The organism is Conyzicola nivalis (assembly GCF_040548875.1).
GTDB lineage: Bacteria > Actinomycetota > Actinomycetes > Actinomycetales > Microbacteriaceae > Conyzicola > Conyzicola nivalis_A.
In genome coordinates this window covers 35,884-60,435 of record NZ_JBEPSJ010000005.1, presented here as the reverse complement: position 1 = coordinate 60,435, position 24,552 = coordinate 35,884, and the positions used below count along the sequence as shown (strand labels likewise).

General features: G+C 65.0%; 27 protein-coding genes and 3 tRNA genes. 16 read left to right on the top strand and 14 right to left on the bottom strand.

Features of this window, described 5'->3' with window-relative positions:
• Positions 1-6 precede the first annotated feature (6 nt).
• Positions 7-80 (top strand) — tRNA-Ile (locus tag ABIE21_RS16535).
• 32 nt (positions 81-112) lie between these two features.
• Positions 113-185 (top strand) — tRNA-Ala (locus ABIE21_RS16530).
• A gap of 159 nt (positions 186-344) precedes the next feature.
• On the opposite strand, the gene ABIE21_RS16525 is transcribed toward ABIE21_RS16530, so the two are convergent.
• Positions 345-989, bottom strand: coding sequence for a hypothetical protein (locus tag ABIE21_RS16525; RefSeq protein WP_354025953.1), 645 nt, complete (start codon positions 987-989; stop codon positions 345-347).
• 136 nt (positions 990-1,125) lie between these two features.
• Between ABIE21_RS16525 and ABIE21_RS16520 the strand changes: the two genes are divergently transcribed.
• Entirely contained in the window at positions 1,126-1,665 is a 540-nt protein-coding gene (locus ABIE21_RS16520; protein WP_354025952.1) for a peptidylprolyl isomerase, read from the top strand.
• Between the two features lie 11 nt (positions 1,666-1,676).
• On the top strand, positions 1,677-2,516 hold the full coding sequence (locus tag ABIE21_RS16515; protein WP_354025951.1) for a rhomboid family intramembrane serine protease: 840 nt from the start codon (positions 1,677-1,679) through the stop codon (positions 2,514-2,516).
• Between the two features lie 94 nt (positions 2,517-2,610).
• On the opposite strand, the gene ABIE21_RS16510 is transcribed toward ABIE21_RS16515, so the two are convergent.
• Positions 2,611-2,856, bottom strand: a complete 246-nt coding sequence (locus tag ABIE21_RS16510) for a cell division protein CrgA (RefSeq protein ID WP_354025950.1) — start codon at positions 2,854-2,856, stop codon at positions 2,611-2,613.
• A 90-nt stretch (positions 2,857-2,946) separates the two neighbouring features.
• On the opposite strand from ABIE21_RS16510, the gene ABIE21_RS16505 reads away from it, so the two are divergent.
• From ABIE21_RS16505 to ABIE21_RS16495, 3 genes are read left to right on the top strand one after another with little or no spacing between them, the layout of a single operon-like run.
• Entirely contained in the window at positions 2,947-3,765 is an 819-nt protein-coding gene (locus ABIE21_RS16505; RefSeq protein WP_354025949.1) for a class E sortase, read from the top strand.
• Complete coding sequence (locus ABIE21_RS16500; protein ID WP_354025948.1) at positions 3,765-3,923, top strand: hypothetical protein; 159 nt, start codon at positions 3,765-3,767, stop codon at positions 3,921-3,923. The genes ABIE21_RS16505 and ABIE21_RS16500 overlap by 1 nt, the downstream gene beginning before the upstream one ends.
• Positions 3,920-4,558: an anthranilate synthase component II gene (locus tag ABIE21_RS16495; protein ID WP_354025947.1), complete on the top strand. Its 639-nt coding sequence runs from the start codon at positions 3,920-3,922 to the stop codon at positions 4,556-4,558. The genes ABIE21_RS16500 and ABIE21_RS16495 overlap by 4 nt, the downstream gene beginning before the upstream one ends.
• A gap of 15 nt (positions 4,559-4,573) precedes the next feature.
• On the opposite strand, the gene pknB is transcribed toward ABIE21_RS16495, so the two are convergent.
• The 7 genes from pknB to ABIE21_RS16460 all read right to left on the bottom strand — a co-directional run bounded on the left by pknB (position 4,574) and on the right by ABIE21_RS16460 (position 13,374).
• Complete coding sequence (gene pknB / locus ABIE21_RS16490) at positions 4,574-6,286, bottom strand: Stk1 family PASTA domain-containing Ser/Thr kinase (RefSeq protein WP_354025946.1); 1,713 nt, start codon at positions 6,284-6,286, stop codon at positions 4,574-4,576.
• 63 nt (positions 6,287-6,349) lie between these two features.
• The gene (locus ABIE21_RS16485) at positions 6,350-8,032 is read right to left on the bottom strand and encodes a protein kinase domain-containing protein (RefSeq protein ID WP_354025945.1); all 1,683 of its coding nucleotides are present in this window, start codon (positions 8,030-8,032) and stop codon (positions 6,350-6,352) included.
• Complete coding sequence (locus ABIE21_RS16480; RefSeq protein ID WP_354025944.1) at positions 8,029-9,483, bottom strand: peptidoglycan D,D-transpeptidase FtsI family protein; 1,455 nt, start codon at positions 9,481-9,483, stop codon at positions 8,029-8,031. The genes ABIE21_RS16485 and ABIE21_RS16480 overlap by 4 nt, the downstream gene beginning before the upstream one ends.
• On the bottom strand, positions 9,480-10,913 hold the full coding sequence (locus tag ABIE21_RS16475) for an FtsW/RodA/SpoVE family cell cycle protein (RefSeq protein WP_354025943.1): 1,434 nt from the start codon (positions 10,911-10,913) through the stop codon (positions 9,480-9,482). Before ABIE21_RS16475 ends, ABIE21_RS16480 begins: the two co-directional genes overlap by 4 nt.
• The gene (locus ABIE21_RS16470) at positions 10,897-12,138 is read right to left on the bottom strand and encodes a Stp1/IreP family PP2C-type Ser/Thr phosphatase (RefSeq protein ID WP_354025942.1); all 1,242 of its coding nucleotides are present in this window, start codon (positions 12,136-12,138) and stop codon (positions 10,897-10,899) included. Before ABIE21_RS16470 ends, ABIE21_RS16475 begins: the two co-directional genes overlap by 17 nt.
• A gap of 4 nt (positions 12,139-12,142) precedes the next feature.
• The gene (locus ABIE21_RS16465; protein ID WP_354025941.1) at positions 12,143-12,661 is read right to left on the bottom strand and encodes an FHA domain-containing protein FhaB/FipA; all 519 of its coding nucleotides are present in this window, start codon (positions 12,659-12,661) and stop codon (positions 12,143-12,145) included.
• Positions 12,658-13,374 carry a DUF3662 and FHA domain-containing protein gene (locus tag ABIE21_RS16460; RefSeq protein WP_354025940.1) on the bottom strand — a complete coding sequence of 239 codons (717 nt, stop codon included), beginning with the start codon at positions 13,372-13,374 and terminating at the stop codon, positions 12,658-12,660. The genes ABIE21_RS16465 and ABIE21_RS16460 overlap by 4 nt, the downstream gene beginning before the upstream one ends.
• Before the next feature lie 164 nt (positions 13,375-13,538).
• Here ABIE21_RS16460 and ABIE21_RS16455 point away from each other — a divergent pair.
• A tRNA-Leu gene (locus ABIE21_RS16455) sits at positions 13,539-13,622 on the top strand.
• A gap of 231 nt (positions 13,623-13,853) precedes the next feature.
• On the opposite strand, the gene ABIE21_RS16450 is transcribed toward ABIE21_RS16455, so the two are convergent.
• On the bottom strand, positions 13,854-15,806 hold the full coding sequence (locus ABIE21_RS16450; RefSeq protein WP_354025939.1) for a hypothetical protein: 1,953 nt from the start codon (positions 15,804-15,806) through the stop codon (positions 13,854-13,856).
• Complete coding sequence (locus tag ABIE21_RS16445) at positions 15,803-16,783, bottom strand: hypothetical protein (RefSeq protein WP_354025938.1); 981 nt, start codon at positions 16,781-16,783, stop codon at positions 15,803-15,805. Before ABIE21_RS16445 ends, ABIE21_RS16450 begins: the two co-directional genes overlap by 4 nt.
• A 38-nt stretch (positions 16,784-16,821) precedes the next feature.
• Here ABIE21_RS16445 and ABIE21_RS16440 point away from each other — a divergent pair, with 38 nt between their 5' ends.
• A complete protein-coding gene (locus ABIE21_RS16440) occupies positions 16,822-17,103 on the top strand; it encodes a helix-turn-helix domain-containing protein (protein ID WP_354025937.1) in 282 nt (93 codons plus the stop codon).
• A 216-nt stretch (positions 17,104-17,319) separates the two neighbouring features.
• The gene (locus ABIE21_RS16435; RefSeq protein WP_354025936.1) at positions 17,320-17,676 is read left to right on the top strand and encodes a hypothetical protein; all 357 of its coding nucleotides are present in this window, start codon (positions 17,320-17,322) and stop codon (positions 17,674-17,676) included.
• Positions 17,677-17,849: 173 nt separating this feature from the next.
• On the opposite strand, the gene ABIE21_RS16430 is transcribed toward ABIE21_RS16435, so the two are convergent.
• Both ABIE21_RS16430 and ABIE21_RS16425 read right to left on the bottom strand, forming a co-directional pair.
• Complete coding sequence (locus ABIE21_RS16430) at positions 17,850-18,359, bottom strand: hypothetical protein (protein WP_354025935.1); 510 nt, start codon at positions 18,357-18,359, stop codon at positions 17,850-17,852.
• 198 nt (positions 18,360-18,557) lie between these two features.
• A complete protein-coding gene (locus ABIE21_RS16425) occupies positions 18,558-19,460 on the bottom strand; it encodes a hypothetical protein (RefSeq protein ID WP_354025934.1) in 903 nt (300 codons plus the stop codon).
• Positions 19,461-19,864: 404 nt separating this feature from the next.
• Between ABIE21_RS16425 and ABIE21_RS16420 the strand changes: the two genes are divergently transcribed.
• The gene (locus ABIE21_RS16420) at positions 19,865-21,190 is read left to right on the top strand and encodes a hypothetical protein (RefSeq protein WP_354025933.1); all 1,326 of its coding nucleotides are present in this window, start codon (positions 19,865-19,867) and stop codon (positions 21,188-21,190) included.
• A gap of 255 nt (positions 21,191-21,445) precedes the next feature.
• Here ABIE21_RS16420 and ABIE21_RS16415 read toward each other — a convergent pair whose 3' ends face one another.
• Positions 21,446-22,282, bottom strand: coding sequence for a hypothetical protein (locus ABIE21_RS16415; protein WP_354025932.1), 837 nt, complete (start codon positions 22,280-22,282; stop codon positions 21,446-21,448).
• Positions 22,283-22,429: 147 nt separating this feature from the next.
• Between ABIE21_RS16415 and ABIE21_RS16410 the strand changes: the two genes are divergently transcribed.
• The 5 genes from ABIE21_RS16410 (at position 22,430) to ABIE21_RS16390 (ending at position 24,551) form a co-directional block, all read left to right on the top strand.
• A complete protein-coding gene (locus ABIE21_RS16410; protein WP_354025931.1) occupies positions 22,430-22,909 on the top strand; it encodes a hypothetical protein in 480 nt (159 codons plus the stop codon).
• 88 nt (positions 22,910-22,997) lie between these two features.
• A complete protein-coding gene (locus ABIE21_RS16405; RefSeq protein ID WP_354025930.1) occupies positions 22,998-23,387 on the top strand; it encodes a helix-turn-helix domain-containing protein in 390 nt (129 codons plus the stop codon).
• On the top strand, positions 23,384-23,833 hold the full coding sequence (locus ABIE21_RS16400; RefSeq protein WP_354025929.1) for a metallophosphoesterase: 450 nt from the start codon (positions 23,384-23,386) through the stop codon (positions 23,831-23,833). The genes ABIE21_RS16405 and ABIE21_RS16400 overlap by 4 nt, the downstream gene beginning before the upstream one ends.
• A 5-nt stretch (positions 23,834-23,838) precedes the next feature.
• Positions 23,839-24,168, top strand: a complete 330-nt coding sequence (locus ABIE21_RS16395) for a hypothetical protein (RefSeq protein ID WP_354025928.1) — start codon at positions 23,839-23,841, stop codon at positions 24,166-24,168.
• 17 nt (positions 24,169-24,185) lie between these two features.
• Entirely contained in the window at positions 24,186-24,551 is a 366-nt protein-coding gene (locus ABIE21_RS16390) for a hypothetical protein (protein WP_354025927.1), read from the top strand.
• Position 24,552: the final 1 nt, after the last annotated feature.

The window sequence follows — 24,552 nt, the reverse complement described above, 5'->3', positions numbered from 1 at the left end:
GCCCGCGGGGGTATAGCTCAGTTGGTTAGAGCGCTTCACTGATAATGAAGAGGTCCCAGGTTCAAATCCCGGTACCCCCACTGCAACTCGTCCATGGCGAGTTGATCCCTTCGGGGCCTTAGCTCAATTGGTAGAGCGCCTGCTTTGCAAGCAGGAGGTCAGGAGTTCGATTCTCCTAGGCTCCACAGTTCGTTTCCTCTCGGTGTCGGTTCTCGACCCACCTCTCAGCGCGCCGCGTGATGCATCCGGCGGCACCGCCCGGCGGCACTACCGGCATGCGCGCCCTTCTCAGCCGCTTAACTGACGAAGGCCCGCCGTAGCGGGCCTTCGAACAGTGCGGGCGCCTAGTTGGCGCCTACCGCGTCTGCCTCGAGGGTGTCGGGGCCAGAGTCGATGTCGTCGTCGATCCAGAGATCGTCGTCGGCACGCAGCGTCTGCCAGATCGCGTAGGCGACGCCGGCCGCGGCCACCGCGGCGAGCCCGATCAGAATGTACTTGCCGGGTCCGCTGCTCTTCGGCTTCTCGACGACGCCGACCTTGCGGCCGATCTCGATGGCGTTCTTCGAGACGTTCTTGCCGAACTTGTCGGCGCTCTTGGAGACCTTCTTGGTCACCTGCTCGGTACCGGAGGAGACGCGACGGATGGCGTCGCGCACCTGCGGGCTCTTCGCCGCGTCGAGAACGGCGAGTGCCGAGGCGATGGCGGATGCCACTGCGGGCAGCACCTCGTGCTCGATCTTGTCCTTGGCGGTCGAGGCCACCGTCTGCGTCGCCGTGATGCCGGTGGCGACCACGGGCTTCAGGTTCGACTCATAGGCGTCCTTGACGCGGGGGGTTACTTCTTCGCGGGCGTAGTTCGCGGCCTGGTGGCGCGCCTCTCGAACTACTCCGCCGGCGTGCTCGAGCACGTCCTTCTGGCTCTGCAGGAGTTCTTCGGTCTGCTTCTTCAGACGCGTGAACTCGCGCTGCCGCTTCCGTGACAGTCCCATAGAAAAACCTCCGTCGGTGTTGTGCAGCGAACTTTTCAATCTTGTCACGCCACTCTACCCAGCGAAACGCCTAGGCCTGAGAGGCGTCTGTGCGCTATCGGGGAAACGAGAGATGGGCTATGCAAGAATTGTGCCTATGTCTTTGCATACAGCGGTAGCGACCATCACCACCAATCTCGGCGTCATCAAGGTCAACCTCCTCGGTAACCACGCCCCCAAGACCGTCGACAACTTCGTCGGCCTCGCGACGGGAACCAAGGAGTGGACTCACCCGGCGACGGGCAAGGTCTCGACCGACAAGCTGTACGACGGCATCATCTTCCACCGCATCATCAAGCAGTTCATGCTGCAGGGCGGCGACCCGCTGGGCCAGGGCATCGGCGGCCCCGGCTACGAGTTCGACGACGAGATCCACCCCGAGCTCAACTTCAACGAGCCTTACGTGCTCGCCATGGCCAACGCCGGCAAGCGCGCGGGCAAGGGAACCAACGGCTCGCAGTTCTTCATCACGACCGTGCCCACCCAGTGGCTGCAGGGCAAGCACACCATCTTCGGCGTCGTCGCCGACGAGGAGTCGAAGCGCGTCGTCGACGCGATCGAGGCCGTCCCCACGAACGCCAGCGACAAGCCGCTCAATGACGTCGTCATCGAGAGCGTCACTGTCGAGCAGGTCTAGAACCACCGCGCGTGACGGATTCCGAACGCAATCCGGACAACTTCTGCTACCGGCATCCTGACCGGCAGAGCTTCATCATCTGCCAGCGGTGCGGTCGCACCGTGTGCTCGGAATGCCAGACGCAGGCCGCCGTCGGCGTGCACTGTCCGGAGTGCGTTCGCGAGGCGAGGCAGAGCGCACCGCGCGTCAAGCCCGTCGCCGTGACGCGCATCCGCTCGTCGATGCGGTCGACGAGCGGAGTGCCCGTCGTGACGTACTCGCTCATCGGCATCAACCTCGCGCTCTACCTCGCCACCTGGGTGTCGGGCGGGGCGCTCTACCAAGCGCTCGCCTACTGGCCGCCGCTCACGGCCTCCGAGCCGTGGCGCATGATCACCTCGGCCTTTATGCACTCGCCATCGTCGATCCTGCACATCCTGTTCAACATGTTCTCGCTGTTCATCTTCGGACCGATCATCGAGAACCTGGTGGGCCGGGGGCGCTTCATCGCCCTCTACCTGCTGGCTGCGCTCGGCGGCTCGGTCGGGGTGCTGCTGCTCTCGCCGGGATCCGTCGTCGTCGGGGCATCCGGTGCGATCTTCGGCCTGCTCGGCGCGTTCTTCGTCATCCAGCGCCGTCTCGGCGGAAACAGCATGCAGCTGCTCGTCGTCGTCGGCCTGAACCTGGTTCTCGGGTTCATCGTTCCCGGAGTCGCGTGGCAGGCGCACCTCGGCGGCCTGATCGTGGGAGCCGGAGTCGCCGCCATCTACACGGCGACCCGGCGCAGACAGCAGCGGACCGTTCAGGCGGTCGCCGTCGCGGGCGTGGCGGTGGCCCTCGTCGTTATGACGATCGTGGCCGTCGCCGTCTAGCCTGGCGAGCCGGGAAGTTATCCACAGGGTTGTTCACAGTGGGGATAATTACACCGGTGTAGTTAGCCCTTAAAACAGGCGGAAGTCGCTGTTTCTAGCGCCAGCGTGTCGTCATCAGGAAGCCGACGAACATGATGCCGAAGCCCACGAGGATGTTGCCGGACCCGAGCGAGGGGATGGGCAGCTGAGTGCTGCCGCTCACGTAGAAGACGATGATCCAGATCAGCCCGATCAACATAAAGCCGAACATGATGGGCTTGAACCACACCGCGTTGGGAGCCTGCTCGCCTGAGCGTGCCTCGACGGGGCGGTCGGTCTTCGTGCGTTCGCTGCGGGCCATGGCAAAAATCTTATCGTGAAACGGCCGGGCCCCGTTGTAGGGCCCCTGCTGGCAGGCGAATACAGAGAACCCGGGCCGTAGACTCAAGGGATGTCCGAGCTCGAGCCCCTTCGCGAGGAGGCCGCGCCGCGCCGTCCGCGCCGCGCGAAGCTGTCGCTCGTGGGAGTGCTCGGCGAGCTCCTCGTCACCGCCGGGGTGCTGGTGCTGCTGTTCCTCGGTTGGCAGGTCTGGCTCAACGACATCATCGTCGGCGCAGAGCAGACCTCCGCGGCGAACGAGCTCGCCGAGAAGTGGGACGACGCCCCCGCGACGTCGACGCCCGACGTCGCCGCGACCCCCGACCCGACCGCCACGGCGGAGGCGCCAGCGGCCCCCGTCGACCCCGGCGAGCCCGTGATCGCGGCGAGGCCCGCGACGGCGGAGTCGTTCGCGAACCTCATCGTGCCCCGCCTCGGCGCGGACTACCGCCGGCCCATCGCCGAGGGTGTGGGCTTCAACGTGCTGAACAACCGCAAGACGGGTGTCGGCCACTACCCGCAGACGCAGATGCCGGGCGAGGTGGGCAATTTCGCCATCGCCGCCCACCGCACCACCTACGGCGCACCCTTCCACGACATCAACACCCTCCTCGTCGGAGACAGCATCTACGTCGAGACCGAAGACGGCTGGTACCAGTACGTGTACCGCGGCACGGAGTATGTGCGACCGACCGGCGTCGGCGTGCTCGAGCCCGTTCCCCAGGTCGCCGGAATGGCCGCGACCGACAGGGTGATCACTCTCACCAGCTGTCATCCGTATTTCTCATCGGCGGAACGCGTGATCGCGTACGGCGTCTTCGAGACCTGGTTCCCACGCGCCGGCGGGCCGCCCGCCGAGATTGCTACGCTCGTAGAGGCAGGAGGCAACTGATGTACGCAGCCCTGTGGCGACTTCTGCCCGGACCCCTGTGGGTGCGGATCATCACCGCGACGGTCGTGGTCGCGGCGGTGCTCGCGGCCCTGGTCGTCTGGGTGTTCCCGCTCGTGAACGAACTCTTTGTACCCCCGGAAGTGACGGTAGGCGAATGACCCGAGTACTCGTTGTCGACAACTACGACAGCTTTGTCTACACGCTCAACGGCTATCTGCTGCAGCTGGGCGCCGAGACCACCGTGGTGAGAAACGATTCCTTCGGGGCGGATGACGCGGCGTCCTACATTGCGGACTTCGACGCCGTGCTGCTTTCTCCCGGTCCCGGCACACCCGCTGCGGCGGGTGTCTCTATCCCGATCGTGAAGGCCGCCATGCGGTCGGGACAGCCGCTGTTCGGCGTCTGCCTCGGCCATCAGGCGATCGCGGAGGCGATGGGCGCCACCGTGACCCACGCCGACGAGCTCATGCACGGCAAGACGTCGCTCATCGAGCACGACGACAGCGGCTTCTACTCGGGAGTTCCCCAGCCGTTCCGTGCGACCCGGTACCACTCGCTGGCCATCGTCGACGGCACGGTACCGAGCGAGCTCGAGGTGACGTCGCGCACCGACGGCGGCGTGATCATGGGCGTCAAGCACGTCGAACTGCCGATCTACGGCGTGCAGTTCCACCCGGAGTCGGTGCTCACCGAAGGCGGCTACCGCATGGTGGGCAACTGGCTCGCGGTCGCCGGGCTGCCGGAGGCCGCAGAGACGGCCAAGGGCCTCTCTCCGCTCGTCACGATCGACTGACCGTTCCGCGGGCCGTTACGGCTTCGCGCAGTACTTGATGGTGACGGCGGACTTCTGCGGAGCGTCGCCCTTGAGCGACTGGGCCGAGACCTTGCCGCCGGAACACGCGCGGTCGGGGTCGGTGCTGACCGTCAACTGCATGGCGGTGAGAGCGGTCGTCGCGGCACCGACGTCCTGCCCCGCGACATCCGGAATCTGCACGAGGCCGTTGGAGACCGTCAAAGCGACGGCGGTCCCCTGCGGGACGGACTCGCCGGGGGCCGGGACCGACGACACGACGATGCCCGCCTTGAGACTGGCCGAGTAGGCGGGCGTCGGCTCGCCGGCGGTGAGGCCGGCGGCGACGAGGTCTGCCGCCGCTGCCGCCTGGTCTTTGTTGACGATCTGCGGGACCTTGACGGTCTCCGCGCCGCTCGACACGTAGACGGTGATCTCCTGGTCGGGGCTGACGGTGACGCCGGCCTCCGGCTTGGTGCGCACGATGACGCCGGCCGGGAACTCGGCGCTCGCTTCGTCGACACGCACAGAGACGAGCTTGTCGTCGGTGATGGCGGCCGAGCCCTCTTCCCACGTCGTGCCGACGACGGTAGGAACGGGGATGGCGACGTTCTGCGTGTACGACGTCGACTGCTCGGTGAGGCTGAGGGTCCACAGCACGACCGCGACGATCATCGCGATCATGACGACGACTCCGCCCCAGATCCAGGCCACGGGGGGCCGGTTCTGCGTGCGGGGGATGCGGTCGTTCTGGTCGACATTGAGCTGACGGAAAGTGGCCTCGGTGCCGACGACGGCATTCGGGTTGACGCCGAAGAGGGTGGCGTTGAAGTCGGCCGGCTTGGTCGACTTGCGGGCCGGGATCGCGCCCTGGGCCGCGGTCTCCGCGTCGATGCGGAACTCTCCCGCGGTCTGGAAGCGCTCGAAACGGTCTTTCGCCATGGCGCGCAGCACGACGGCGTCGAGGGCTGGCGAGACGCGCGGGTTCGCGGCGCTCGGCGGCAGCGCCTGCTGGTTGACGTGCTGGTACGCGACGGCGACCGGGTTGTCTCCCGTGAAGGGGGCGCGACCGGTGAGCATCTCGAAGAGCACGATGCCGGTGGAGTACAGGTCGGTGCGGGCGTCGACTGCCTCGCCGCGCGCCTGCTCCGGGGAGAAATACTGCGCCGTGCCGACGATGGTGCTGGTCTCGGCGATGCTCGCCGAGGAGTCGGAGATCGCGCGTGCGATGCCGAAGTCCATGACCTTCACCTGGCCGTTGGAGGTCACCATGATGTTGCCAGGCTTGACGTCGCGGTGCACGACTCCTGCACGATGCGAGTACTCGAGGGCGGTGAGCACCTGCGAGATGATGCGCACGGCTTCGGCGGGGTCGAGCGGCCCCTCGGCGATCATGTCCTTGAGCAGTCGGCCGTCGACGAACTCCATGATGATGAACGGAACCTGCACCTCGGCACCGTCGTCTTCGACGACGGTCTCCTCGCCGGCGTCGAAGATTCGGACGATGGTCGGATGCGCCATCTTGGCCGCTTCCTGCGCCTCGCGTCGGAAGCGGCTGCGGAAGGCGGGGTCGGTGGCGAGCGTGGGCTTGAGGAGCTTGATCGCCACGCGCCGACCGAGACGGGAGTCGGTGCCGACGTGCACGTCGGCCATGCCGCCGCGGCCGATGAGGTCGCCGACCTGATACCTGCCTGCGAGCAGGCGTACAGTCTGGGCTACGCCTTCAGTCACGAACTATCTCCCGGTTGGCTAATTTTCTCTGTCAGTGTATCCGCTGGAACCTTGGCAACCGCCCTACGGTGCGGCTACGACCGTGATGTTCGTGGCGGCCGACGGGGGCGACTGGATGTCGCTGCACTGGACGAAGTAGCTGACGGTCACGGTGCCCGGGTTGTCGGGCAGCTTGATCGACATCGCGGTCACGCCGGCACCGACCGGGTTGGCCGGAGGGCTGACCATCGTTCCGCCGCCGCCCACCGTGAAGGTATATCCGGTGAGGTTGTGACCGGCGGGGCATCCCGCGTACTGCGACCACGAGACGTTCACCGTCGTGCCGGCGACCTGGTCGCCCTGCGGGCCGGCGACGGGCGACGGCTGCGGGGCGGTGGGCGGTGCGGCGACCGGACCGTAGAAGGTGACGGCGACGGTGGACTTTGCGGGCACCGGTCCGGTCGGGCTTACGGCGTAGGAGAGTCCGACCTCCGAGGCCGACGGTGCGGCGTCGCCGAGTCGGGTCTCGAGCAGGAGTCCGACGGCGGTGAGACGCTCGCGCACCTGCGACTCGGTGGCGCCGATGAGGTCTGCCTCGTTCACGACGACGGGCGGCGCGGCGGAAGGGGTGGTGGGAGCAGCCGACGTCGGAGGAGCGCTCGACGATGTCTTCGTCTGCGTCTCGACCGGCTTCTCGTCGTCGGGGCTCGCGACGAGGGAGATGATCACGGCGATGAGCGCGACGGCGAGCACCGACACGATGATGATGAGCGGCCACATCCATGGGTTGCGCTTGGAGCTCTGCTCCGGGATGGCGGCGGTCGTCGCCGGGTCTGTCGCATCGAGCAGACGGGTGGTCGCCTGCGTCTGGCCGTAGTTGGCGCCCGCGGTCGCGGCGAGAGATCCGCTGCCCAGGATGCCGGGCACGGCGACGGCGGCCGCCGACACGTCGCCGCGGCGCAGCGCCGTGGCGGCGCGTGCGAGATGCGCGGCCGAGGAGGGACGGTCGGCGGGGTTCTTCGCGATGCACGAGTACACGAGGTTGCGCACCGGCTCGGAGATGGTCACCGGCAGCTCGGGGGGCGTCTCGTTGATCTGCGCCATCGCGATCGCCACCTGCGACTCGCCCGTGAACGGACGTCGGCCGGCGAGGGCCTCGTAGGCGACGATGCCGAGCGAGTAGATGTCGGTGGTGGGAGACGCGGAGCGGCCGCTCGCCTGTTCGGGCGAGAGGTACTGCACGGTGCCCATGACCTGACCGGTCGCGGTGAGCGGCACCTGGTCGGCGATGCGCGCGATTCCGAAGTCGGTGATCTTGACGCGGCCGTCGGGTGTGATGAGCAGGTTGCCCGGCTTGATGTCGCGGTGCACGAGCCCCGCTGCGTGGGCGGCGGAGAGTGCAGAGGAGGTCTGCGCGACGATGTCGAGAACGCGGTCGGTCGACAGCACGCGCTCGCGCTCGAGGATCGCGCTGAGCGCCTCGCCGGGGACGAGCTCCATCACGAGGTAGGCGCTGCCCTCCTCTTCGCCGTAGTCGAAGACATTGGCGATGCCCTCGTGGTTGACGAGGGCGGCGTGGCGCGCCTCGGCGCGGAAGCGCTCGAGGAACCCGGGGTCGCCGAGGTACTCGTCCTTGAGGATCTTGATCGCGACGGTACGTCCGATGACGAGGTCGGTCGCCTGCCAGACTTCGCCCATACCGCCGATCGCAACGCGACTCGACAGTTGGTATCTGCCCCCGAAAGTGAGGCCACTGGTGGGTCTCATTTGTTTAGCACCGCCTCTAGTACTTTCTTTGCGATTGGAGCTGCGACCGAATTTCCGAACCCGGACTGGCCGAGGCCACCACCGTTCTCGACGACCACCGCGACGACGACTTCTGGATCTTCCGCTGGCGCAAACCCTGTGAACCAGAGGGTGTACGGCTCGCCCGGACCGGTCTCTGCTGTGCCGGTCTTGCCTGCAACGTTGACTCCGCTAATTCTTGCATTTCCGCCGACACCGTTGGACACCGCACTGGTCATCATCTGCGTCATAGTTTCCGCCGTTTCGCTCGTCATCGGAGTGTTGTAGACAGTGGGCTGCAGGGTCTCTTTGACTGTCAGGTCGGGAGCAAGGATGCTCTCGATCAGCGTGGGCTGCATCAGCGCCCCGTCGTTCGCGATCGCGGCGGAGACCATGGCGATCTGCAGCGGCGTCACGCGCACGCTGGCCTGTCCGAACGACGACAGCATCAGCTGGGCGTCGCTCTCGGTCTGCGGGTAGACGCTGGGGGTGGTGCTCATCGGCACGTCCATGCTCGAGCCGAAGCCGAACAGGGCCGCCTGCTTCTCGATCGCGTCGTAGCCGAGTGCCAGGCCGAGCTCGGCGAAGGGGATGTTGCAGGAGAGCCGGAACGCGGTCGCGATCGTCACCGTCGGCGCGCCGCCGCAGGCGCCGCCCTCGGAGTTGGTGATGACCGAGCTGCTGCCGGGCAGGGTGAGGCTGGGCGGGTTCGGGAACTCGCTGTCGGCCGTGTAGCTGCCGCTCGCGAGGGCGGCGGATGCCACGACGAGCTTGAACACGGATCCGGGCGTGTAGAGGTCGCCGGCTATCGCGCGGTTGGCGAGGGGCTTGGCCGGGTCTGCGGTGAGGGCGTCGTAGGTCTCGAGCACCTGCGGCGTGTTGTGCACGGCGAGCAGGTTGGGGTCGAACGACGGCTTCGACACCATGGCGAGGATCGCGCCGGTCTTCGGGTCGAGGGCGACGACCGAGCCGGCGTTCTCGCCGAGCGCGTCCCACGCCACCTGCTGGAGGCCGCCGTCGATGGTGAGCTCGACCGCGTCGCCGGTGGGCGTCGCCCCGGTGAAGAGCCGGTTGATCTGGTCGAAGAACTGCGCGTTGGAGGTTCCGCTCAGGGTGTCGTTGAGGGCGCCCTCGATGCCGGTGGTGCCCTGGTTCAGGGTGAAGTACCCGGTGACGGGCGCGTACAGCGGCCCGTTGGAGTAGACGCGCTGGTATGGCACGTCGCCGTCGACCGGGTCGGACTGGGCGATCGGCACTCCGTCGACGAGGATCGGCCCGCGCTTGGTCGAGAAGCTGTCGAGCGTCGTGCGGGTGTTGCGGGCGTCGGCCCGCAGCTCGTCTGCCGCGACGACCTGGATGACACTGCTCGAGGTGAACAGCGCGACGAACATCAGCAGCACGACGATGCTGACGCGTTTGAGTTCCTTGTTCATTCTTCGATCACCGCCCTCGGTTGGTTTCGTACAGTGTCGGACAGCCGCAGCAGCAGCGCGGCGATGATCCAGTTGGCGACCAGCGACGATCCGCCGGCCGCGAGGAACGGCGTTGTCAGTCCCGTCAGCGGGATCACCCGCGTGACACCGCCCACGACGATGAACACCTGCAGGGCGATGACGAACGAGAGCCCGATGCCGAGAAGGCGACCGAAGTCGTCCTGACCGGCGAACCCGATGCGGAAGCCGCGCGAGACGAACAGCAGGTACATCGCGAGAATCGCGAAGAGCCCGATGAGGCCGAGCTCCTCACCCAGGCTGGCGATGATGTAGTCGCTCTCGGCGAGGGGCACGATGGCCGGCCTGCCCTGTCCGAGCCCGGACCCGATCAGCCCGCCGCTCGCCAGGCCGAAGAGCCCCTGCACCAGCTGGTAGCTGCCGCCGTTCTGCTCGAAGATCTCGGGGTTGAAGGCGTCGAGCCAGGCGGCGAAGCGCCCGTTGACGTAGCTGAGTGTCTGGCTCGCGACCAGAGCACCCGCCAGGAAGAGGGTGAGGCCGAGGATGATCCAGCTCGCCCTGCCCGTTGCGACGTAGATCATCACGAGGAACAGCCCGAAGTAGAGCAGCGAGGTTCCGAGGTCGCGTTGGAAGATGAGGACGCCCATCGAGGCGACGAAGACGATGAGGATGGGGCCGAGGTCGCGGGCGCGCGGGAAGGTCATGCCGAGGAACTTGGTACCGACCATTGAGAGCGAGTCGCGCGCGGTGACGAGATAGCCGGCGAAGAAGATCGCGAGGGCGATCTTGCCGAGCTCGCCCGGCTGGAACGAGAAGGGGCCGACGTCGATCCAGATGCGGGCGCCGAAGCGCTCGGAGCCGATGAACGGAAGGAGCGGGAGCAGCAGCAGTGCGATGCCCGTGAACATGGACACGAAGCGGTACCGGAGGAGCACCCGGTGGTTGCGCACGACGAGCAGCACGACGATGGCGAGGATGATCGCGATCGCGGTCCAGACGATCTGCCGGATCCCCGCCGCCTCCCAGCCGGTGAGGCCGTCGGCGATGTCGAGGCGGTAGATCATGGCGATGCCGAGGCCGTTGAGCACCGTTATCACCGGGAGGATGAACGGATCGGCGTCGGGCGCCACGAAACGCATGACGGTGTGCATCGCGAAGGTCAGAACGGCGAGGCCGAGGCCGAAGGTGAGCAGACTCGAGTCGATCTCGCCGAGCGCACCCAGCTGCACGAGGCAGATGGCGCTCGCGTTGATGAGACTGGCGAAGATCAGCAGCAACAGCTCGAGGTTGCGCAGCCGCGCCGGCACGCGCAGCTTCAGCCGGATCGTGTTCGTGAAGGTGGCGCGTTGGCCCGCCTCGATCGGGTGGCCGATCGCGGCGGTGGGCGCGGTGGGGCTACTGGGAACTGACATCGGACAGCTGGTCGACGATGCGCTCGGCATCGCTCAGATCGGAGGTGTTGATGGTGGCTTCCACGGTGTCGCGCATGTAGCTCGGCAGGTCGTCGAGGTCGATGGAGGTGGTGCGGTACACGGTGGACAGGCTGATCGGCCCGATGCCCTGCTGCACGCCCTGGAAGATCGCGACGTTGCCCTCGCTCTGTCCCACGTAGAACCGGGTCTGCGTCCACTGGTACGCGGCGAACGCACCGGCCAGGGTTGCGAGGATGATCAGGATCAGACCCACCAGCCAGATGACCTTGCGGCGCTTGGCGCGTCGCCGGTCTTCGAGGATCAGCTCGTCGAGATATCCGTCAGACTCCGGTTCGAAGTGCGAGTCGTCGGGCTTGGTGACCTTGAGCGGGTGCAGCAGCAGCGCGGGAAGTCGCAGCGGCTTGCGCGCGGTGTCGCCGTCGAAGACGAGCGGGCTGGCGGCAGAACCGACGGTGAGCGGCGGCACGTGGGCCGAAGTGCCCGACTCGTCGATGTCGACGAGCACGACGGTGACGTTGTCGGGGGCGCCCTGGTCGAGGGCCTCTTTCACGAGGCGCTCGGCGGCGGCGTCCGCATCGTCGATCGTGCTCATCGCGGCGAAGATCTTGTCGTGCGAGACGTAGCTGCTGAGGCCGTCGGAGCAGAGCAGCCAGCGGTCGCCGGGCTGCGTGGCCATGATCGAGGTGTCGATCTCGGGTGTGGCGTCGACGTCGCCGAGAACGCGCATCAGCACGGAGCGGCGCGGGTGCACCGCGGCCTCCTCCTCGGTGATGCGGCCGCTGTCGACGAGGCGCTGCACGAAGGTGTGGTCGGCGGTGACCTGGGTGAGCTCGCCCTCCCGCAGCAGATAGATGCGGGAGTCGCCGATGTGGGCGATCACCACCTGGCCGTTGACGAGGATCAGCCCGCTCACCGTCGTACCCATTCCGGTGAGCTCGGAGTGGTCGAAGACCGTCTCGGCGAGCTGCGCGTTCGCGGCGGTGAGAGCCGTGTGCAGCGCGAACTCGGCGTCGCTGCCGGAGACGAACTGACGGTCGGTCTCGATGATGCGCTTTACAGCGATGGCGGATGCGACGTCGCCGCCTGCGTGGCCGCCCATCCCGTCGGCAACAACGAACAGGTATTCACCGGCGTAGCCGCTGTCCTGATTGTTGGCGCGGATCTTCCCCACATGGGAGACCGCGGCGCTCTTGCCGGGGGCCACCGCGCTACCGCCGGAGTTCGAAACTGGTTGTGCCGATCGTGACTGGCGTGTTGAGGGGGACCTGCGTGGGCACGATCACCCGTGTGCCATCCAGGAAGGTGCCATTCGTTGAGTCTAGGTCTTGGATGACCCAGCCCTCGTTCCAGTTGAGCAGGCGCGCGTGGTGGGTCGACGTGTAGTCGTCGCGAATCACGAGGCCCGAATCGCTCGACCGGCCGATGGTGAGCTGCTCGGGCGGGAGCTGGATCTCGAGTCCCTCCTTCGCGCCGCCCGTGATGACGAGACGGCTGGCGCCGGAAGACGAGACGGATGCCGCGGCGGGAGCACGCTGCACGGCCGGGGTCGCCGCAGCCATGGGCATCGGGGCGGGAGCGGGAGCCGCGACATCGCCACCGGCGGGCAGTTTGCGCACCTTCTGGCCGAAGAGGTCGGTGCGCAGCGCGTAGACGACCGCGAACACGAAGGCCCACATGAGGCCGAGGAAGGCGACCTTGAGGACGAAGAGGGTCAGTTCACTCGTCATCGTCGGTTGCCCCTGTCATCGCGCAGATCAGAATACTGGTCTACGTCGGCCGCCTGTGCAAGCACGCGGAAGACGATGTGGGTTCGACCGATGTCGATGACCGAGTCGGGGGCGAGCGGCGCCCGGTCGACGCGGTTGCCGTTGAGCAGGGAGCCGTTGGTGGATCCGAGGTCGTTGACCTCGGCGCGCTTGCCGTCCCAGAGCACTTCGACGTGCTTGCGGGAGATGCTCGAGTCGTCGACGGTGATGTCCGCATCCGACCCGCGTCCGATCACGGTACGTGACTTGGTGATGGGGTACCGCTTGCCGGCGACATCGAGCACGGGGGTCCAGGCGACGGTGCCCTTCACGTTGACCGAGGTGACCTCGATGATGCCCTCGCTCTGGCCCTGGACGTTCTCGAGCGTGATGGAGATGCCGCCGGAAAAGGAGTAGTGCTGGGCTGCGGCGTGGCGCTGCACCAGCTGGGTGAGCTCGTCGATGAGCGCCGGGCCGATCGCGTTCATGCGGTCGTAGTCCATCGGCGCGAGGCGCACGGTGAAGCGGTTGGGCACGAGAATGCGGTCGCGGGAGACGACTGCCGCCTTGGTGTCGAGTTCGCGTCGGAGCGCGCTCGTGATCTCAACGGGCTGCACGCCGCTCTTGAAGGTCTTGGCGAAGGCACCATTGACTGCCCGCTCAAGCCCTCGTTCGAAGCTGTCAAGAAGCCCCAAGGATTTCCTCTTCCGCACCTAGTGAATATGACGATGTTAGCTGGTGGGCTTGGGAGTCACCGCGAACGCTCACTTTTTACCCCCGGAGGATGACGCCGCCTGGGACCCGGGGAGGACGGCCGCGCACTCGGACCCCTCCGCGCTGTGATAATCTCACTGGGTTGGCGCGAGTGGCGGAATTGGTAGACGCGCACGGTTCAGGTCCGTGTGTTGGAAACGACGTGGGGGTTCAAGTCCCCCCTCGCGCACAGGGGGTCAATTGCATAACCGGCACCAATGGTTTGCAAAACCCCAAGAAAGCGAAAAGGCCCCCGGGAAACCGGGGGCCTTTTGTTGTTACTTCAGCTGATCTGTGGACCAGTGCTCTGTCAGCAGCCATTCGCGTGGGCCGGGGAGGGCGTCTGTGTTGCCAGTGGCGGCGTTAGGGCGCGCCGAACAGTCCTCTCAAACGGTGAATCGAAGTGGGATCGCCCAGCGCGCTACGTGGTGAGAGGCGGAGGCACGACACGCTTGGGCGTTCGTGTCCGCTTCGGCTTCACAGGCGCGGCGTCTTTATCGTCCGGCTCAGCTAACGAAAATTCGCCCCATGGAGCGATGCGATCTTCGCGGCTGCGTCGTTTTTCTCGTCGTGCTTTCTGACGTTCGATACGTACTTCTTGGTCTGCGGCTGATTTGGCGAGCAGTTGCTTGTCGCGGAAGCTTTGGATCCGGCGCAGGTTTGCTGTCGCGACCGTGAATGTGATGAGGAGGAACTGTGCGGCGTATCCGCGGAGGCGTCTGCGGGCGGCGTTCTCGAGGTCTTCCTTCGCGCCGTCTTTGGCGTAGGCGTTAGTTCCTTCGATTCCGTTGCGGTCGACCGCGTACTCGCGGGACCATCGTTCGCTTCCGTATTGGAGGTCTTGGGCTTGTTTGGCGCCGGCCGTCGCGGGGATCGTGACGGAGGTCTTGTTTGTGCAGATCGCTCCGCGACTGTTCTCGTCGGGGTAGTTCTCGATGGTGACGGCGCCGTCGCTGAGTTCGGTGGTGGAACAACCCTCGGCGAGGGGGCATCGCGCGGTCGCGCCGGGGCCACGAGCGGGGCACATCATGGCGACGCTGCCCTTAGCGTCGGGCTTTTCTTTCGCCCTGAGCATGTAGTTGCGGCGTTCGGCGATCCGTAGACGCCACGTGTGCGCGTCGATCTCGCCGGCGCGGAGGAGAATCGTCGCGTTGACCAGGTCTTCGCGCATCGACGGGCAGTACCAAGCGCCTTCGACCTGCATCGCGCCAGCGTATTCTTCTCCGCTGCCTCTTCCGAGCTGCTCTGTCTTGTAGTCCATCACCATCGTGTGACCGAGGGCGCGGACGGGGAGCTGGAAGTCGGCAGCTTTGGCCGAGGCGCCGTAACCGCGGTCGCCGACAACACGGCCTACCTTGAGCTGGCGGCGGGATATGTCCGTGTAGATGTCGGTGGCGGTGCGAATGAGGTTCGTGGCCGGGACGGTCATGCCGATGCCGGTGATCAGTTTCGGGAAGCTCGCGATCTCGTCCGGCTCGTGGTTGGTCTGCACGACGATGGTGAGATCCCAGCCGAAAACGGCTTTCTTGATGCTCTTCTTCGACCCTTCTTCGACGACGTTGTGGTCGTGATCGCGACGGTACCAGCCGGCGCTCGGGTCGTTCGGACCGTGGGTTCCGCCGAACGGTGCTCCGCGTTTGCCATAGGCGGGGACGACGGTCGCGTCGATGCAGGTGTCGCCTTCCCAGAACTTTGCGTACTCTTCGGGCACCATGTCGATCGTCGCTTGGAGGAGGTCGTTGTTCACCCGTTCCAATCGACGCTGCTTCACGCCGAGCTCGTCGGCGGTCCAACGCTCCTTCATTTCGTCGACCTCCTTGTTCGTCGGGAACTTGCCGCGCTTTGTGGAGGTGTGAGGTTTCGGGTCGATGGTGCCGAGGGCGCGGCGGAGCGACCTGTAGATCGGGCTGTACCACTGCGACTTGCTGCGTCTCTCACCGTTGACGTCTGCCATGGCACCGTCGAGGCCCAGGTAGGCCGCCGATTCGGGAGACAGCCGGGACATGGCGACGACCGCCATTTCGTCGACAAGCTGGGACGAGTGCTCGACTGTGAGGAGCAACAGAAGGATGAGGGCAGTCCGGGTCGTGACCGTCGCGGTTCTCGGTCGCCCGCCCGGTCCCTTGACAGTCGCGACGGCATCTTCCGCCTGCCACTTGTCGATGAGGATGGCTATGCCCGCGCTGTCGATAATTGACGCGATGAAAAGGACTTGCTGGTGAGGAAAGACGCTGGTGTTCCCGACGAAACGTCCGTCCGGGACCCCGGCCCACAGGGCCTTGATCGACTCCTGATATGCGGTGTCAACTCTCACCGTTGCCTTGACCGATGCCTTCTTCCCCGTTCTGACGACCGGCCCCAAACCCGACTTCATGCTCGTGCCATACGGAACGCGGCGGTCAGCGTTGCGTCGTCCGGAACGGCGGCAAAACGCTCGAGGCGCTCGAGCGAGGATAGAGATTTCGATCCGAGCGCGTGCATGAGCGCGAACACGGGTGTTCTGGCGTTGATGTGTTCGACGATCCACGTGGATCGGAGTCGTTCGACCTTGAATGCGGCTCCTTCGTTCGCGACCGTGTTGATGAAGCGTGCGGCGTACAGCGCCGGAGTCGTCGGTCGCTCGTCCTTGTGGAAAAGATGCTGGCCTGCGAGCGGCGACTCCAGCAGCCGTCGGACGTCCTCTTCCCAAGACGCCAGGCATGTCACGGTTCGTGGTTTCTTTCCCCCGACGCGGACGTGGAGACCATTCGGGGTCGATTCAATTCGGGAAGCGGGGAGGTCGATGATCTCGGTGGTGTTCAGAGCGAATCCGGCGCCGAGGGCGAGCAAAGTCATCCAGTTGTGGCGACGGACAGCTGTGCTTCTGGTGGCACCCTGATTGCGGAAGCGGGCGAGCTCGCTCGGCTTATACGGCGCAAACGTTTCAGCGCGGAACTTCGGACCGGCGTCGCGACGTTCTGGGTCGTAGTCAACTAGCTGAGCGCTCACGCGAAGTAGTCGGAGTCTCACAAGGCGCTGGGTGACCGGGCTGATGTTCGATACGCCCTTGCGGATGTACGCGTCGATGTTGGACCCGATTAGAACCGACTCTCTCGTCAACGGAAGACAGGCGATGTTCACGGACCAGATGACGAGACCGGAGAGCGTGCTCATATAGAAGCGGGCCTCCTGCTCGCTCTTGGTTTGCATCTCCGTCACGGCGGACCGCGTGAATTCCTGCACTGCCTCATTCCAAAGTCGCGGAGGAGCAAGCGGCGTGAAGTTGCGGATTACTCCATCGATGTCATCGAAAACGTGTCGATAACTATAAACATCTGTTAGGGTGCTTTCAAGAGGTGCTGGCGTCGTCATTACTCTGCGGCGCCTTCCGTGTCGTCTACGCTCGAGTCATGTCCCGGCCGTTCCGCTCCTCGCCCAGCGAACGCACGAAGAAATGGCCCGACGTGCCCTCCGACGACACCAGCGGCGAGGTCGCCCGGCAGTTCGTCTTGAACCTGCAGGCTGCCATGGACGGCATGAGCCTCCGCGGTGCTGAAGAACTCACTGGCGTTGACCACTCGAGCATCCAAGGGATCCTGCAGGGCCGCACCTGGCCGGATCTCGAGACGATAGCGAAACTTGAGAACGGGTTTCGGACGGTCCTCTGGCCGGGTCTGGTTGACCTGGACTGAGCGCATCGGTTCGCCGAAATACGCTCGGTCGACGCTTGTCTCGGACTGATGGATTTGGTTGCCGTAGAAGGCTGAGTAGGTTTTCACACTAGAACCACGCGCGGCACTAGATCGTATTCTGCTCTAGAGCGCTCGTTGAGTGCGCTGAAGACGCACATCCGGGAATTAACTTCGTCAAGAGAGAGCTAACAGCGCACACTCGACTATGCTCAACCAGTGGCCGACTCGCGATACGTACCGCGCGACTACGCGCTCAACCCCCTCCATTTCGGCAGTCTGACGAAGCTCGTCCAGTGGCGCGAAAACATGACTTCAGTCGCCGATCTCGACCGTCTGAGGGCGGCTCAAGCTCAGCATAAGTACGCCCATCTGATCCGGTCGTCGATACGTTCGAGCGGCCCGGGTACGACGAAGGCATTCGCCGAGGTGAATCGGCTGAACTACGCACGCTTCTCGCGAATGTTGCGCGGCGAGATCATCATGCGACTCGAAGACGTGGCGACGGCTGAGCGACTGCTGCCCGGGGTGTTTGCCCCCGCGAGCCGGCCGAACGGGCTCGTCGAGAGCTATTGAACGTCTGGCGCTAGCGCCGCGCTTGGGTGAACCCGCGGATGGCTCCCTTCGCGGTGCCCCGCCGGCATCCGTGTCGAGGACAACGATCGATGCGATCCGGCGAGGCGCAAGCGCGGATGTCACGTGACCGAACGCGCCCCGGCATCCACCGCGTGGCTGCCGGGGCTGATAGGTCAGGCTCGAACGAGGCCTGACCTCGCAAAGTAACTCTCGAACTCAGAGTTGCCCGACAACTGATTGATGAGCTGAGCAAGCAGGAACTCCCACTTCGAGACCCGGTGTTCCCAAGTGGCATTGTCGAACTCGAACGGTCCGCCATCGTCGGTGCGGACGGTTCGGTAATTGGGGAGGATGGCGCGGTGGCCGTCGACGACGTAGAGCACGTTTCGGTCGACGAGCGAGCCTGCGTAGAACACATCCACGAACATCGATCGGACTTTCTTATCGGGGAAGTCCGACCATGGGTAATCGCCGTCTTCGTTGGTCTCGTGCTCATAACCCCACTCGAGCGATACGTTCACGTCACTGTGTAGAACTGCTCGGTTGTAATGGCTGTGACTAGTGCCCGTGTAGTTGTCACCTTCTACAAATGGGCGATCGTGGTAGTAAGGGCCGACCACGAGCTGGTGCCAGTATTCGTCGTTCGTTTCGGTGACGGTTTCGCGCAGCTTGCTGAGTTCCATTGAGTGCCTCTCGGGTGATCCGGGCCGGGTGCCGGTGTTCCGACGGTAGGGGTAGGCACCGACACTTCCGGTTACCGGGCGAAAGAACTCTAAATCGCTTGGCACTTGTTTCTGGAGCCAGCTTTCGAGCAAGTCAGCAGGCGCCGGCGACTTCGAGAAGGTTTACCGTTGCGCCGGCTCCAGCGCGCGTAATCAGTACTACCTCCGGAGGTCCTCCATGTCGGTTTCCCCTTCTCTCACAAATCTCACGTACCTGGTGAACGCCTCGAGGGAGTCCACCCCGGCTGCGCGCATCAGCGCCACTACCGGAACGCCAGTGCTTAGATGGTGGACGATCCAGGTGGCGCGGAGTCGCTGGCTCGTCGGCCGCACTTGCATTGTGCCGCTGCGGACGACGAAGCTCGAGATGAGGTTCGGATAGTTGGCGGTATGGTTTTCACGGAACGCGTAGCTGTCCGCCGGCGACGTCCGAACGCGATCTATGAGAGCTGGCTCCCAGATCCTTCGAACGGGCACCTCACGCCTACGCTCGCCGGCGACCGTCACCGTGACACCTTCGTCCAGTACTGCCAACTGTTCTACACGCAGCTCGCCGATCTCAGAAGCGGAGAGCCCAGCCCCGGCGCCAAGAGCGAGAAGCACGGCAGCGTTCGTCCGTCGGAACAGCGTCGACTGCGACGACGCCCAAATCCGCAGCTGGATCAATTCCGCCCGCGTGTACGGCCTCGACGGGTCCGACGGAGGTAGCGCTCCGAGCCTGCGGAGCGAGACGGTCCTGCCGAGAAGCACCTCGGACATCCTCAGCAACTGCGACCTGAGGTTGCCACGGGCCGCCGGCTTCCAATCTCCGCAGCCGACGGCGATGAACCTGGCGATCGTGTCCCGGTTGAAGATGGTCGGGCGCTCCAGAGGCAGGCCCGCAGTCTGCCACGCCCAAGCCGCCAACCGGGTGGTTGCTACGTTCAGCGTGGCCTCTTTGTATGGCGTCTTCCCTAGGGCGTCGGCCACGGCTTCAGTCACGAACTCCCTGACGGCGAGCCAGACCGCCGTATCGATCGACGGCTCGTACGGCCGATCCGCCTCGCCGTTTGCGCTCGCCACGTCGATTAGAATAAACGCGGTCGACCATCTGTACAAGTGGTCCTTGAAGTTCCGCGCATTGAATAGGAATCGCCGTCTTAAAGTTGCGAGCATCGGCGCCTCAATTGGGACAAACGCGGGGGTCGGGTGCACCTCGAGACCGGCCGTTCAGCACCTGTAAGACGATTGACCTGCGGAACGGTCTGCGAATCAGCAAACGGAAGCCGCTACGGCCGAAATCTCCCCGGTTTGCGACCGTCTTCGGCTCCGTCTCCATCCCACCAATATGGCCGGAGCGCCAGAAATGCGTTCCCGAGTTCCGAGATAGCGGTGCAAGTCCGACGCGACACACAGGGCATCTATCCGTAGGTGCTTCCGATACCGTTGGGGTGCGTCGTTTGGGGCGACTTCGGCAGGGGGACTAGATGATCCACTTTGATAAATTGGGGTCCAAGCTCGTTTCACGACGCTCGGAAGAGCCTGATGTTGAGTGGGGTGTCAGCTACGCCGATGCCAACCACATGGGTGAGGTAGATAGTGCGGGACGCGACCTCATAACTACGCCGCAGCGGCAGATACTGCTCGTGCCGGTCGTCATAATGCATCCCGCAGCCCACGGATACCTCCGCACCCGTGTCGATTTCACCACGGTGCAGGCCGACCAGATCCGGCTTCCGATGGTCCAGACCGTTGATCCGACAGTGGTCGTCCGCATGCAGGACACGCGGCTGACGGTGCTGGACGGCAATTCCAAGCCCTTCTTCACGGTTGATTTGGACGAGCGCACGGCCTGGTTCATCAGGCATCTGGGGAACGTGGGGGTCGTCTTGGTCGGCGAGTCGGGGAAAGCAATTCAGGTGGCAACATTAGCCCTCGGCAGCACGATGCCTTACGCGACGGTCGCCCTCCACAAAGGGAGCGTCGGCGCCAAAGGCCGGGACAATATCTTGCGCGTGTCGGAGGACTGGAAAGCTATCGTGCCTGGCTCGTCCCATCCGTTCTCAGGGCCCGGTCTCGATGCCGACGACCGCCTGTGGGTGTACTACGGCGACCGCAAAAAGATCTTCTTCCCCGCTACCTTTCCACAGTCATGTTTCATCTGCGGCTCGCATGACGTCAATCGGGAGCACTGCACCCCCAAATGGCTCGCGGATAAGCTCCAACTGATGCCGGTCGTGGCCGGGGTGCTCTGCGAGCCCTGCAACAGCAGGCTGGGCAAGTCGCTCGAAGCTCCGGTCAGCCAACTTTTCGACAGAGGAAAGCTAGCGGACCCTGCGAACGGTGCGCTAGTGAATCATTGGATGGCAAAGACAGCCGCCACCCTAGGTGCCGCGGCCAACATCAAGGTTCCGGAGACCTTGCGGCAAAGCGTCGACACTGGCGACTTGGATCCCGGACTCATGATCTGGGCGCGAGCGACCGCGATCGTCACGGAAGCCTTCTTTCGATTCCGCGTCATTAGCTTCACCGCCGAACGCGAAAATCGAGACTGGTTCATTGCGACCTTCGAATTCAACGGCTTCGCGTTCGCCGTTGCTCATCTCCCCGGCGCCGACATAGATGCACCTGACTGGTTCCCTATGACTCATCCGAACCGCAAGGACTTCTCTGCCGGTTCCGCTGGGGTAGAGAAAGTGTTGGCCCATCTGATGACCAGCATCGGGACTCCCATTGACGTCTACGCCGATGCCGAGGGACGCGTACCTCCGCCGCGCACGGCAAAGGGCCCGCGCGGTGTCGGCAAGGCGTGATCGACTTCTGACCGTCTCCCCGCTAGGGAGGAGTCGGTGAAGCCGAAACAGGTGACCTGCCGCCTGTTCAACTCGCCCGACGGAGTTGCTCGCGAGGTGTCCGACCGCAACCCGACCGGCGCCGAGATCCACCCGCCTATGAACCTCGCGGACCCCTCCAAAGCGTGGGCAGTCCGCCCTCGAAGCGCACTTGTCGCGCTACTCGCTATCCGCTACTCGTTCACGAGTCGGTGAAGGCGGCCTGCGTCCGCGACCCTATGCCGCATCCACAAAGGGCACGAACCTGCTGAGCGCAGTCATGCGGCTGACGCCGGCATCCCGCATCAGCTGGACCGCGGGGGCGCCTTCCCGCAGCTGTCGGACGATCCAAGTCGCTCGCATCCTCTGCACGTTGACGGCCGCCGAGCGGTCGGGCGCGAGGAAATTCGTGACCATGTTTTTGCCGCCGGTCGTGCGGTCGGGGCAGAAGATCCAATCCCCAGCACTACCGCCGTCGATCGCTTCTCGGACAGCCTCGGCCCATTCCGGGGAGATTGTGACGGTTCTGGCACGCTGCCCGCGGACGGAGATCGTCAACCCGGATTCGGTCTCGCGGACGTCGGCGCACAGCGCGGCCGTGATCTCGCCGGTGGAAAGGCCCGCGCCCACCCCGAGACCGAGGAGAGCGAACGCCCGCGGTCGCCGTGACGTGGACGAACGGAGGGCCCAATCACGCAGACCCCGCAACTCCCGATCCGAGTACGGCTTGCTAGGCGTGGAGGACGGGAGCGACTCCAACCGCACGCGCGATGCCCGTTCACCCAGGATCGCCTCCGACATCCGCAAAAGGATCGAGCGCCGGTTGCCTCGCGACGCAGGCGAGTATGCCGGAAGACCCCGACGCACGAAGTCCTCGATCGCGCTTGGCGCGAAGAGCTCCTCGGACAGGGGTAGATCAGTTGCCGATCGTGCCCAAGACGCCAAACCTGTGCTCGCCTGGTACAGGTCGTGATCCGCGTAGGCGGTCTTCCCAGCGCATGCCGCGACCGCCGTGTAGATGAAGTCTCTGATGGGTGTCCAGGCCTGCTCGTCGATCCTCGGCGTGTAGTTCATGGTTGTCTCGTTCCGCTCGGGAGGGAGTGAAATTTTCACCTCCCCCTATACATGCGCGGACAACGCCCGAACTCTGGCGCGGGAAGGCCGGGAGCCTACTTCCTGACCCCCGTTGACACAGCAAAATTGTCTATTACTATCGACGCTATGAACTCGCCGACTGAGCCCACCGGCGCCGCGACCCGCGCTCTTCTTGCCGCTGCGGTCGGCGAGCGGCTGACAGAGATCGACTTCAAACGCGCAGGAGAGCTCTACGCGACGCCCGAAGCCCTCGCCGCCCGCATGCTCGAAGCCCTCCCCGACACCCCGGTCACCGACCCGCCCATCGGCTCGTGCTACTCCGCGCCCGCCCTCGCCCGGTGGAAGCAGCTCTCCCGCCAAGCGATCGACCAACAGAGGAAAGCAGGCCGGCTCTTCGGAGCGATGGTCGACCGGCGGTGGCTATTCCCTGCAGTGCAGTTCGACAAATGCGGCCGGCAGTCCCGCGCGTTCGCGGAGCTTCTCTACAGCCATCCCGGCCAAGACCCGGGTCGAGTTCGCAGTCTGGCTCGAGACCGAGGATCCTGCGACGGGCGTCTCACCGCGTCTCGAGCTGCAGCAGGCGCCGGATACACGCACCCCGGATGAGTGTTTCTTTGACGACTTCGTCCCCACCATCATCGAGCCGCCCCGCCGCTCCGCGGACGCACAGGCCTGACTGGTCAAGGACGCGCGGATGAACGTCACAGCGGCTCGCCTTGCGGAGGTCAAAGCTGTCGCGATCGCCGAGTCGCTCACCTCAGCGCAGGCCGCTCGGACCCTCGGCGTGAGCGTGAGCACCGTCCGGCGCATGCGTGAGGACCTGAAATTGTACGCGTTTCCGTACGGGCGCCAGTGGCGGTATCCGGCTTGGCAGTTCCGAAGCGGCGCCGTCATCCCGGGCCTTGAAAAACTCGTCCCTGCGATCACGCTCTCGATGCATCCTGCTTTCGTCCGCGGAATGATGCTGGCGCCGCGGCCAAGACTCGCCGACGGCGAGACGTGGACGACCCCTCGTAGCTTTCTCGTGAACGGCGGCGACCCCGCTCGGGTCGCTTCGATCTTCGAGGAGCTCGCAGCGCTATGACCGATCTCACCTTGCCCGGAGAAACCCGCGTCGCCGTCGCTGGTGACTGGCACGGCAACACAATATGGATTCAAGAGATGATCCCTGCTCTCCACGCTGCGGCGCCGGAGGTCGGGACGATCTTGCACGCCGGTGATTTCGGAATCCTGCCGGGCCCGCGAGGCAAAGGTTTCCTGGCGGCCGTCGACGCGCAGTGCGAGGCGTCAGTGATCGAGCGGGTCCTCGTGACACCGGGAAATCACGACGACTGGACTCGGATGAATCACCGATTCGTATCTCAGCCCGGTGAGGCGATCCGCTTGTCCGACAGGGTCTGGGTTCTACCACGCGGCTTCCGATTCACTCTGGCCGGACGGACGTTCCTTTCGTTTGGGGTGCCGCCTCGCTCGACTACGCCTACCGGAGGGCTCGGGGGACGTGGTGGCCAACCGAAATGCCGAGCCTAGACGAGGTGACGGCGGCGGTCGCCGGCGGGCCTGTCGATGTGTTGATCACCCACGAGACGATAGACGGCGGCACCGCGAAAGTGGAGGCGGTGCTGCGTTCGAATCCTCAAAGATGGGACGAGGCGGCACTCGAGTATTCAAGACGATCTCGTCGCCTCGTCACTGCGCTCTGGGGCGGTGTCATCCCCGACCTCTTCATTCACGGCCACCTCCACACAGCGGATCGCGTTGAGTTGCCGACCGGCCAGAGAATCGTGTCGCTCGGCAGCGACCGTCAGAAGAAGAACATCGGCGTGATCCACCTCGGCGACCTGGCGTGGACCTGGATCGACTAGCTGCAGGGGAGGACGACATGCAAGCTGAAGATGATCGCGCGGCGGCGCAGCTCGGCAAACTGACCGGGACGGGGCGACTCGGCGAAGACCGAAGCGAACTAACTTTGAAACAACGTGGTCAATGGCTGGTCCTGAGCGCCACCAGCGCTCACTTCTTCGATCTCGACGGGCGAACGGTGAATCGGATGCCGGGTCGGCTCGCAGTCGCGATGATTACTGACGAGGGCCGCCCGATCCGGACGATCGAAAGCTGCCGGGTTGGCGAAGTCGGCTATTGGACGATGGAGCCGTTTGGTCACGAGTACGATCTGGTGCTCAGATGGCACCAGAGCACCGAGATCCGGAGGATCGTGCAGGTGCTCGGGCTCGAGCGTCCCTCTTAGA

What these genes read in the sequence shown, in the direction of transcription:
- ABIE21_RS16450 (WP_354025939.1), bottom strand. Translation starts at nt 15,806, where the DNA reads ATGAAGTCGGGTTTGGGGCCGGTCGTCAGAACGGGGAAGAAGGCATCG.
- ABIE21_RS16475 (WP_354025943.1), bottom strand. Translation starts at nt 10,913, where the DNA reads ATGTCAGTTCCCAGTAGCCCCACCGCGCCCACCGCCGCGATCGGCCAC.
- ABIE21_RS16495 (WP_354025947.1), top strand. Translation starts at nt 3,920, where the DNA reads ATGACCCGAGTACTCGTTGTCGACAACTACGACAGCTTTGTCTACACG.
- ABIE21_RS16405 (WP_354025930.1), top strand. Translation starts at nt 22,998, where the DNA reads ATGAACGTCACAGCGGCTCGCCTTGCGGAGGTCAAAGCTGTCGCGATC.
- ABIE21_RS16485 (WP_354025945.1), bottom strand. Translation starts at nt 8,032, where the DNA reads ATGAGACCCACCAGTGGCCTCACTTTCGGGGGCAGATACCAACTGTCG.
- ABIE21_RS16440 (WP_354025937.1), top strand. Translation starts at nt 16,822, where the DNA reads ATGTCCCGGCCGTTCCGCTCCTCGCCCAGCGAACGCACGAAGAAATGG.
- ABIE21_RS16480 (WP_354025944.1), bottom strand. Translation starts at nt 9,483, where the DNA reads ATGAACAAGGAACTCAAACGCGTCAGCATCGTCGTGCTGCTGATGTTC.
- ABIE21_RS16410 (WP_354025931.1), top strand. Translation starts at nt 22,430, where the DNA reads ATGAACTCGCCGACTGAGCCCACCGGCGCCGCGACCCGCGCTCTTCTT.
- ABIE21_RS16420 (WP_354025933.1), top strand. Translation starts at nt 19,865, where the DNA reads ATGATCCACTTTGATAAATTGGGGTCCAAGCTCGTTTCACGACGCTCG.
- ABIE21_RS16465 (WP_354025941.1), bottom strand. Translation starts at nt 12,661, where the DNA reads ATGACGAGTGAACTGACCCTCTTCGTCCTCAAGGTCGCCTTCCTCGGC.
- ABIE21_RS16400 (WP_354025929.1), top strand. Translation starts at nt 23,384, where the DNA reads ATGACCGATCTCACCTTGCCCGGAGAAACCCGCGTCGCCGTCGCTGGT.
- ABIE21_RS16445 (WP_354025938.1), bottom strand. Translation starts at nt 16,783, where the DNA reads ATGACGACGCCAGCACCTCTTGAAAGCACCCTAACAGATGTTTATAGT.
- ABIE21_RS16505 (WP_354025949.1), top strand. Translation starts at nt 2,947, where the DNA reads ATGTCCGAGCTCGAGCCCCTTCGCGAGGAGGCCGCGCCGCGCCGTCCG.
- ABIE21_RS16520 (WP_354025952.1), top strand. Translation starts at nt 1,126, where the DNA reads ATGTCTTTGCATACAGCGGTAGCGACCATCACCACCAATCTCGGCGTC.
- ABIE21_RS16415 (WP_354025932.1), bottom strand. Translation starts at nt 22,282, where the DNA reads ATGAACTACACGCCGAGGATCGACGAGCAGGCCTGGACACCCATCAGA.
- ABIE21_RS16500 (WP_354025948.1), top strand. Translation starts at nt 3,765, where the DNA reads ATGTACGCAGCCCTGTGGCGACTTCTGCCCGGACCCCTGTGGGTGCGG.
- ABIE21_RS16510 (WP_354025950.1), bottom strand. Translation starts at nt 2,856, where the DNA reads ATGGCCCGCAGCGAACGCACGAAGACCGACCGCCCCGTCGAGGCACGC.
- ABIE21_RS16390 (WP_354025927.1), top strand. Translation starts at nt 24,186, where the DNA reads ATGCAAGCTGAAGATGATCGCGCGGCGGCGCAGCTCGGCAAACTGACC.
- ABIE21_RS16430 (WP_354025935.1), bottom strand. Translation starts at nt 18,359, where the DNA reads ATGGAACTCAGCAAGCTGCGCGAAACCGTCACCGAAACGAACGACGAA.
- ABIE21_RS16525 (WP_354025953.1), bottom strand. Translation starts at nt 989, where the DNA reads ATGGGACTGTCACGGAAGCGGCAGCGCGAGTTCACGCGTCTGAAGAAG.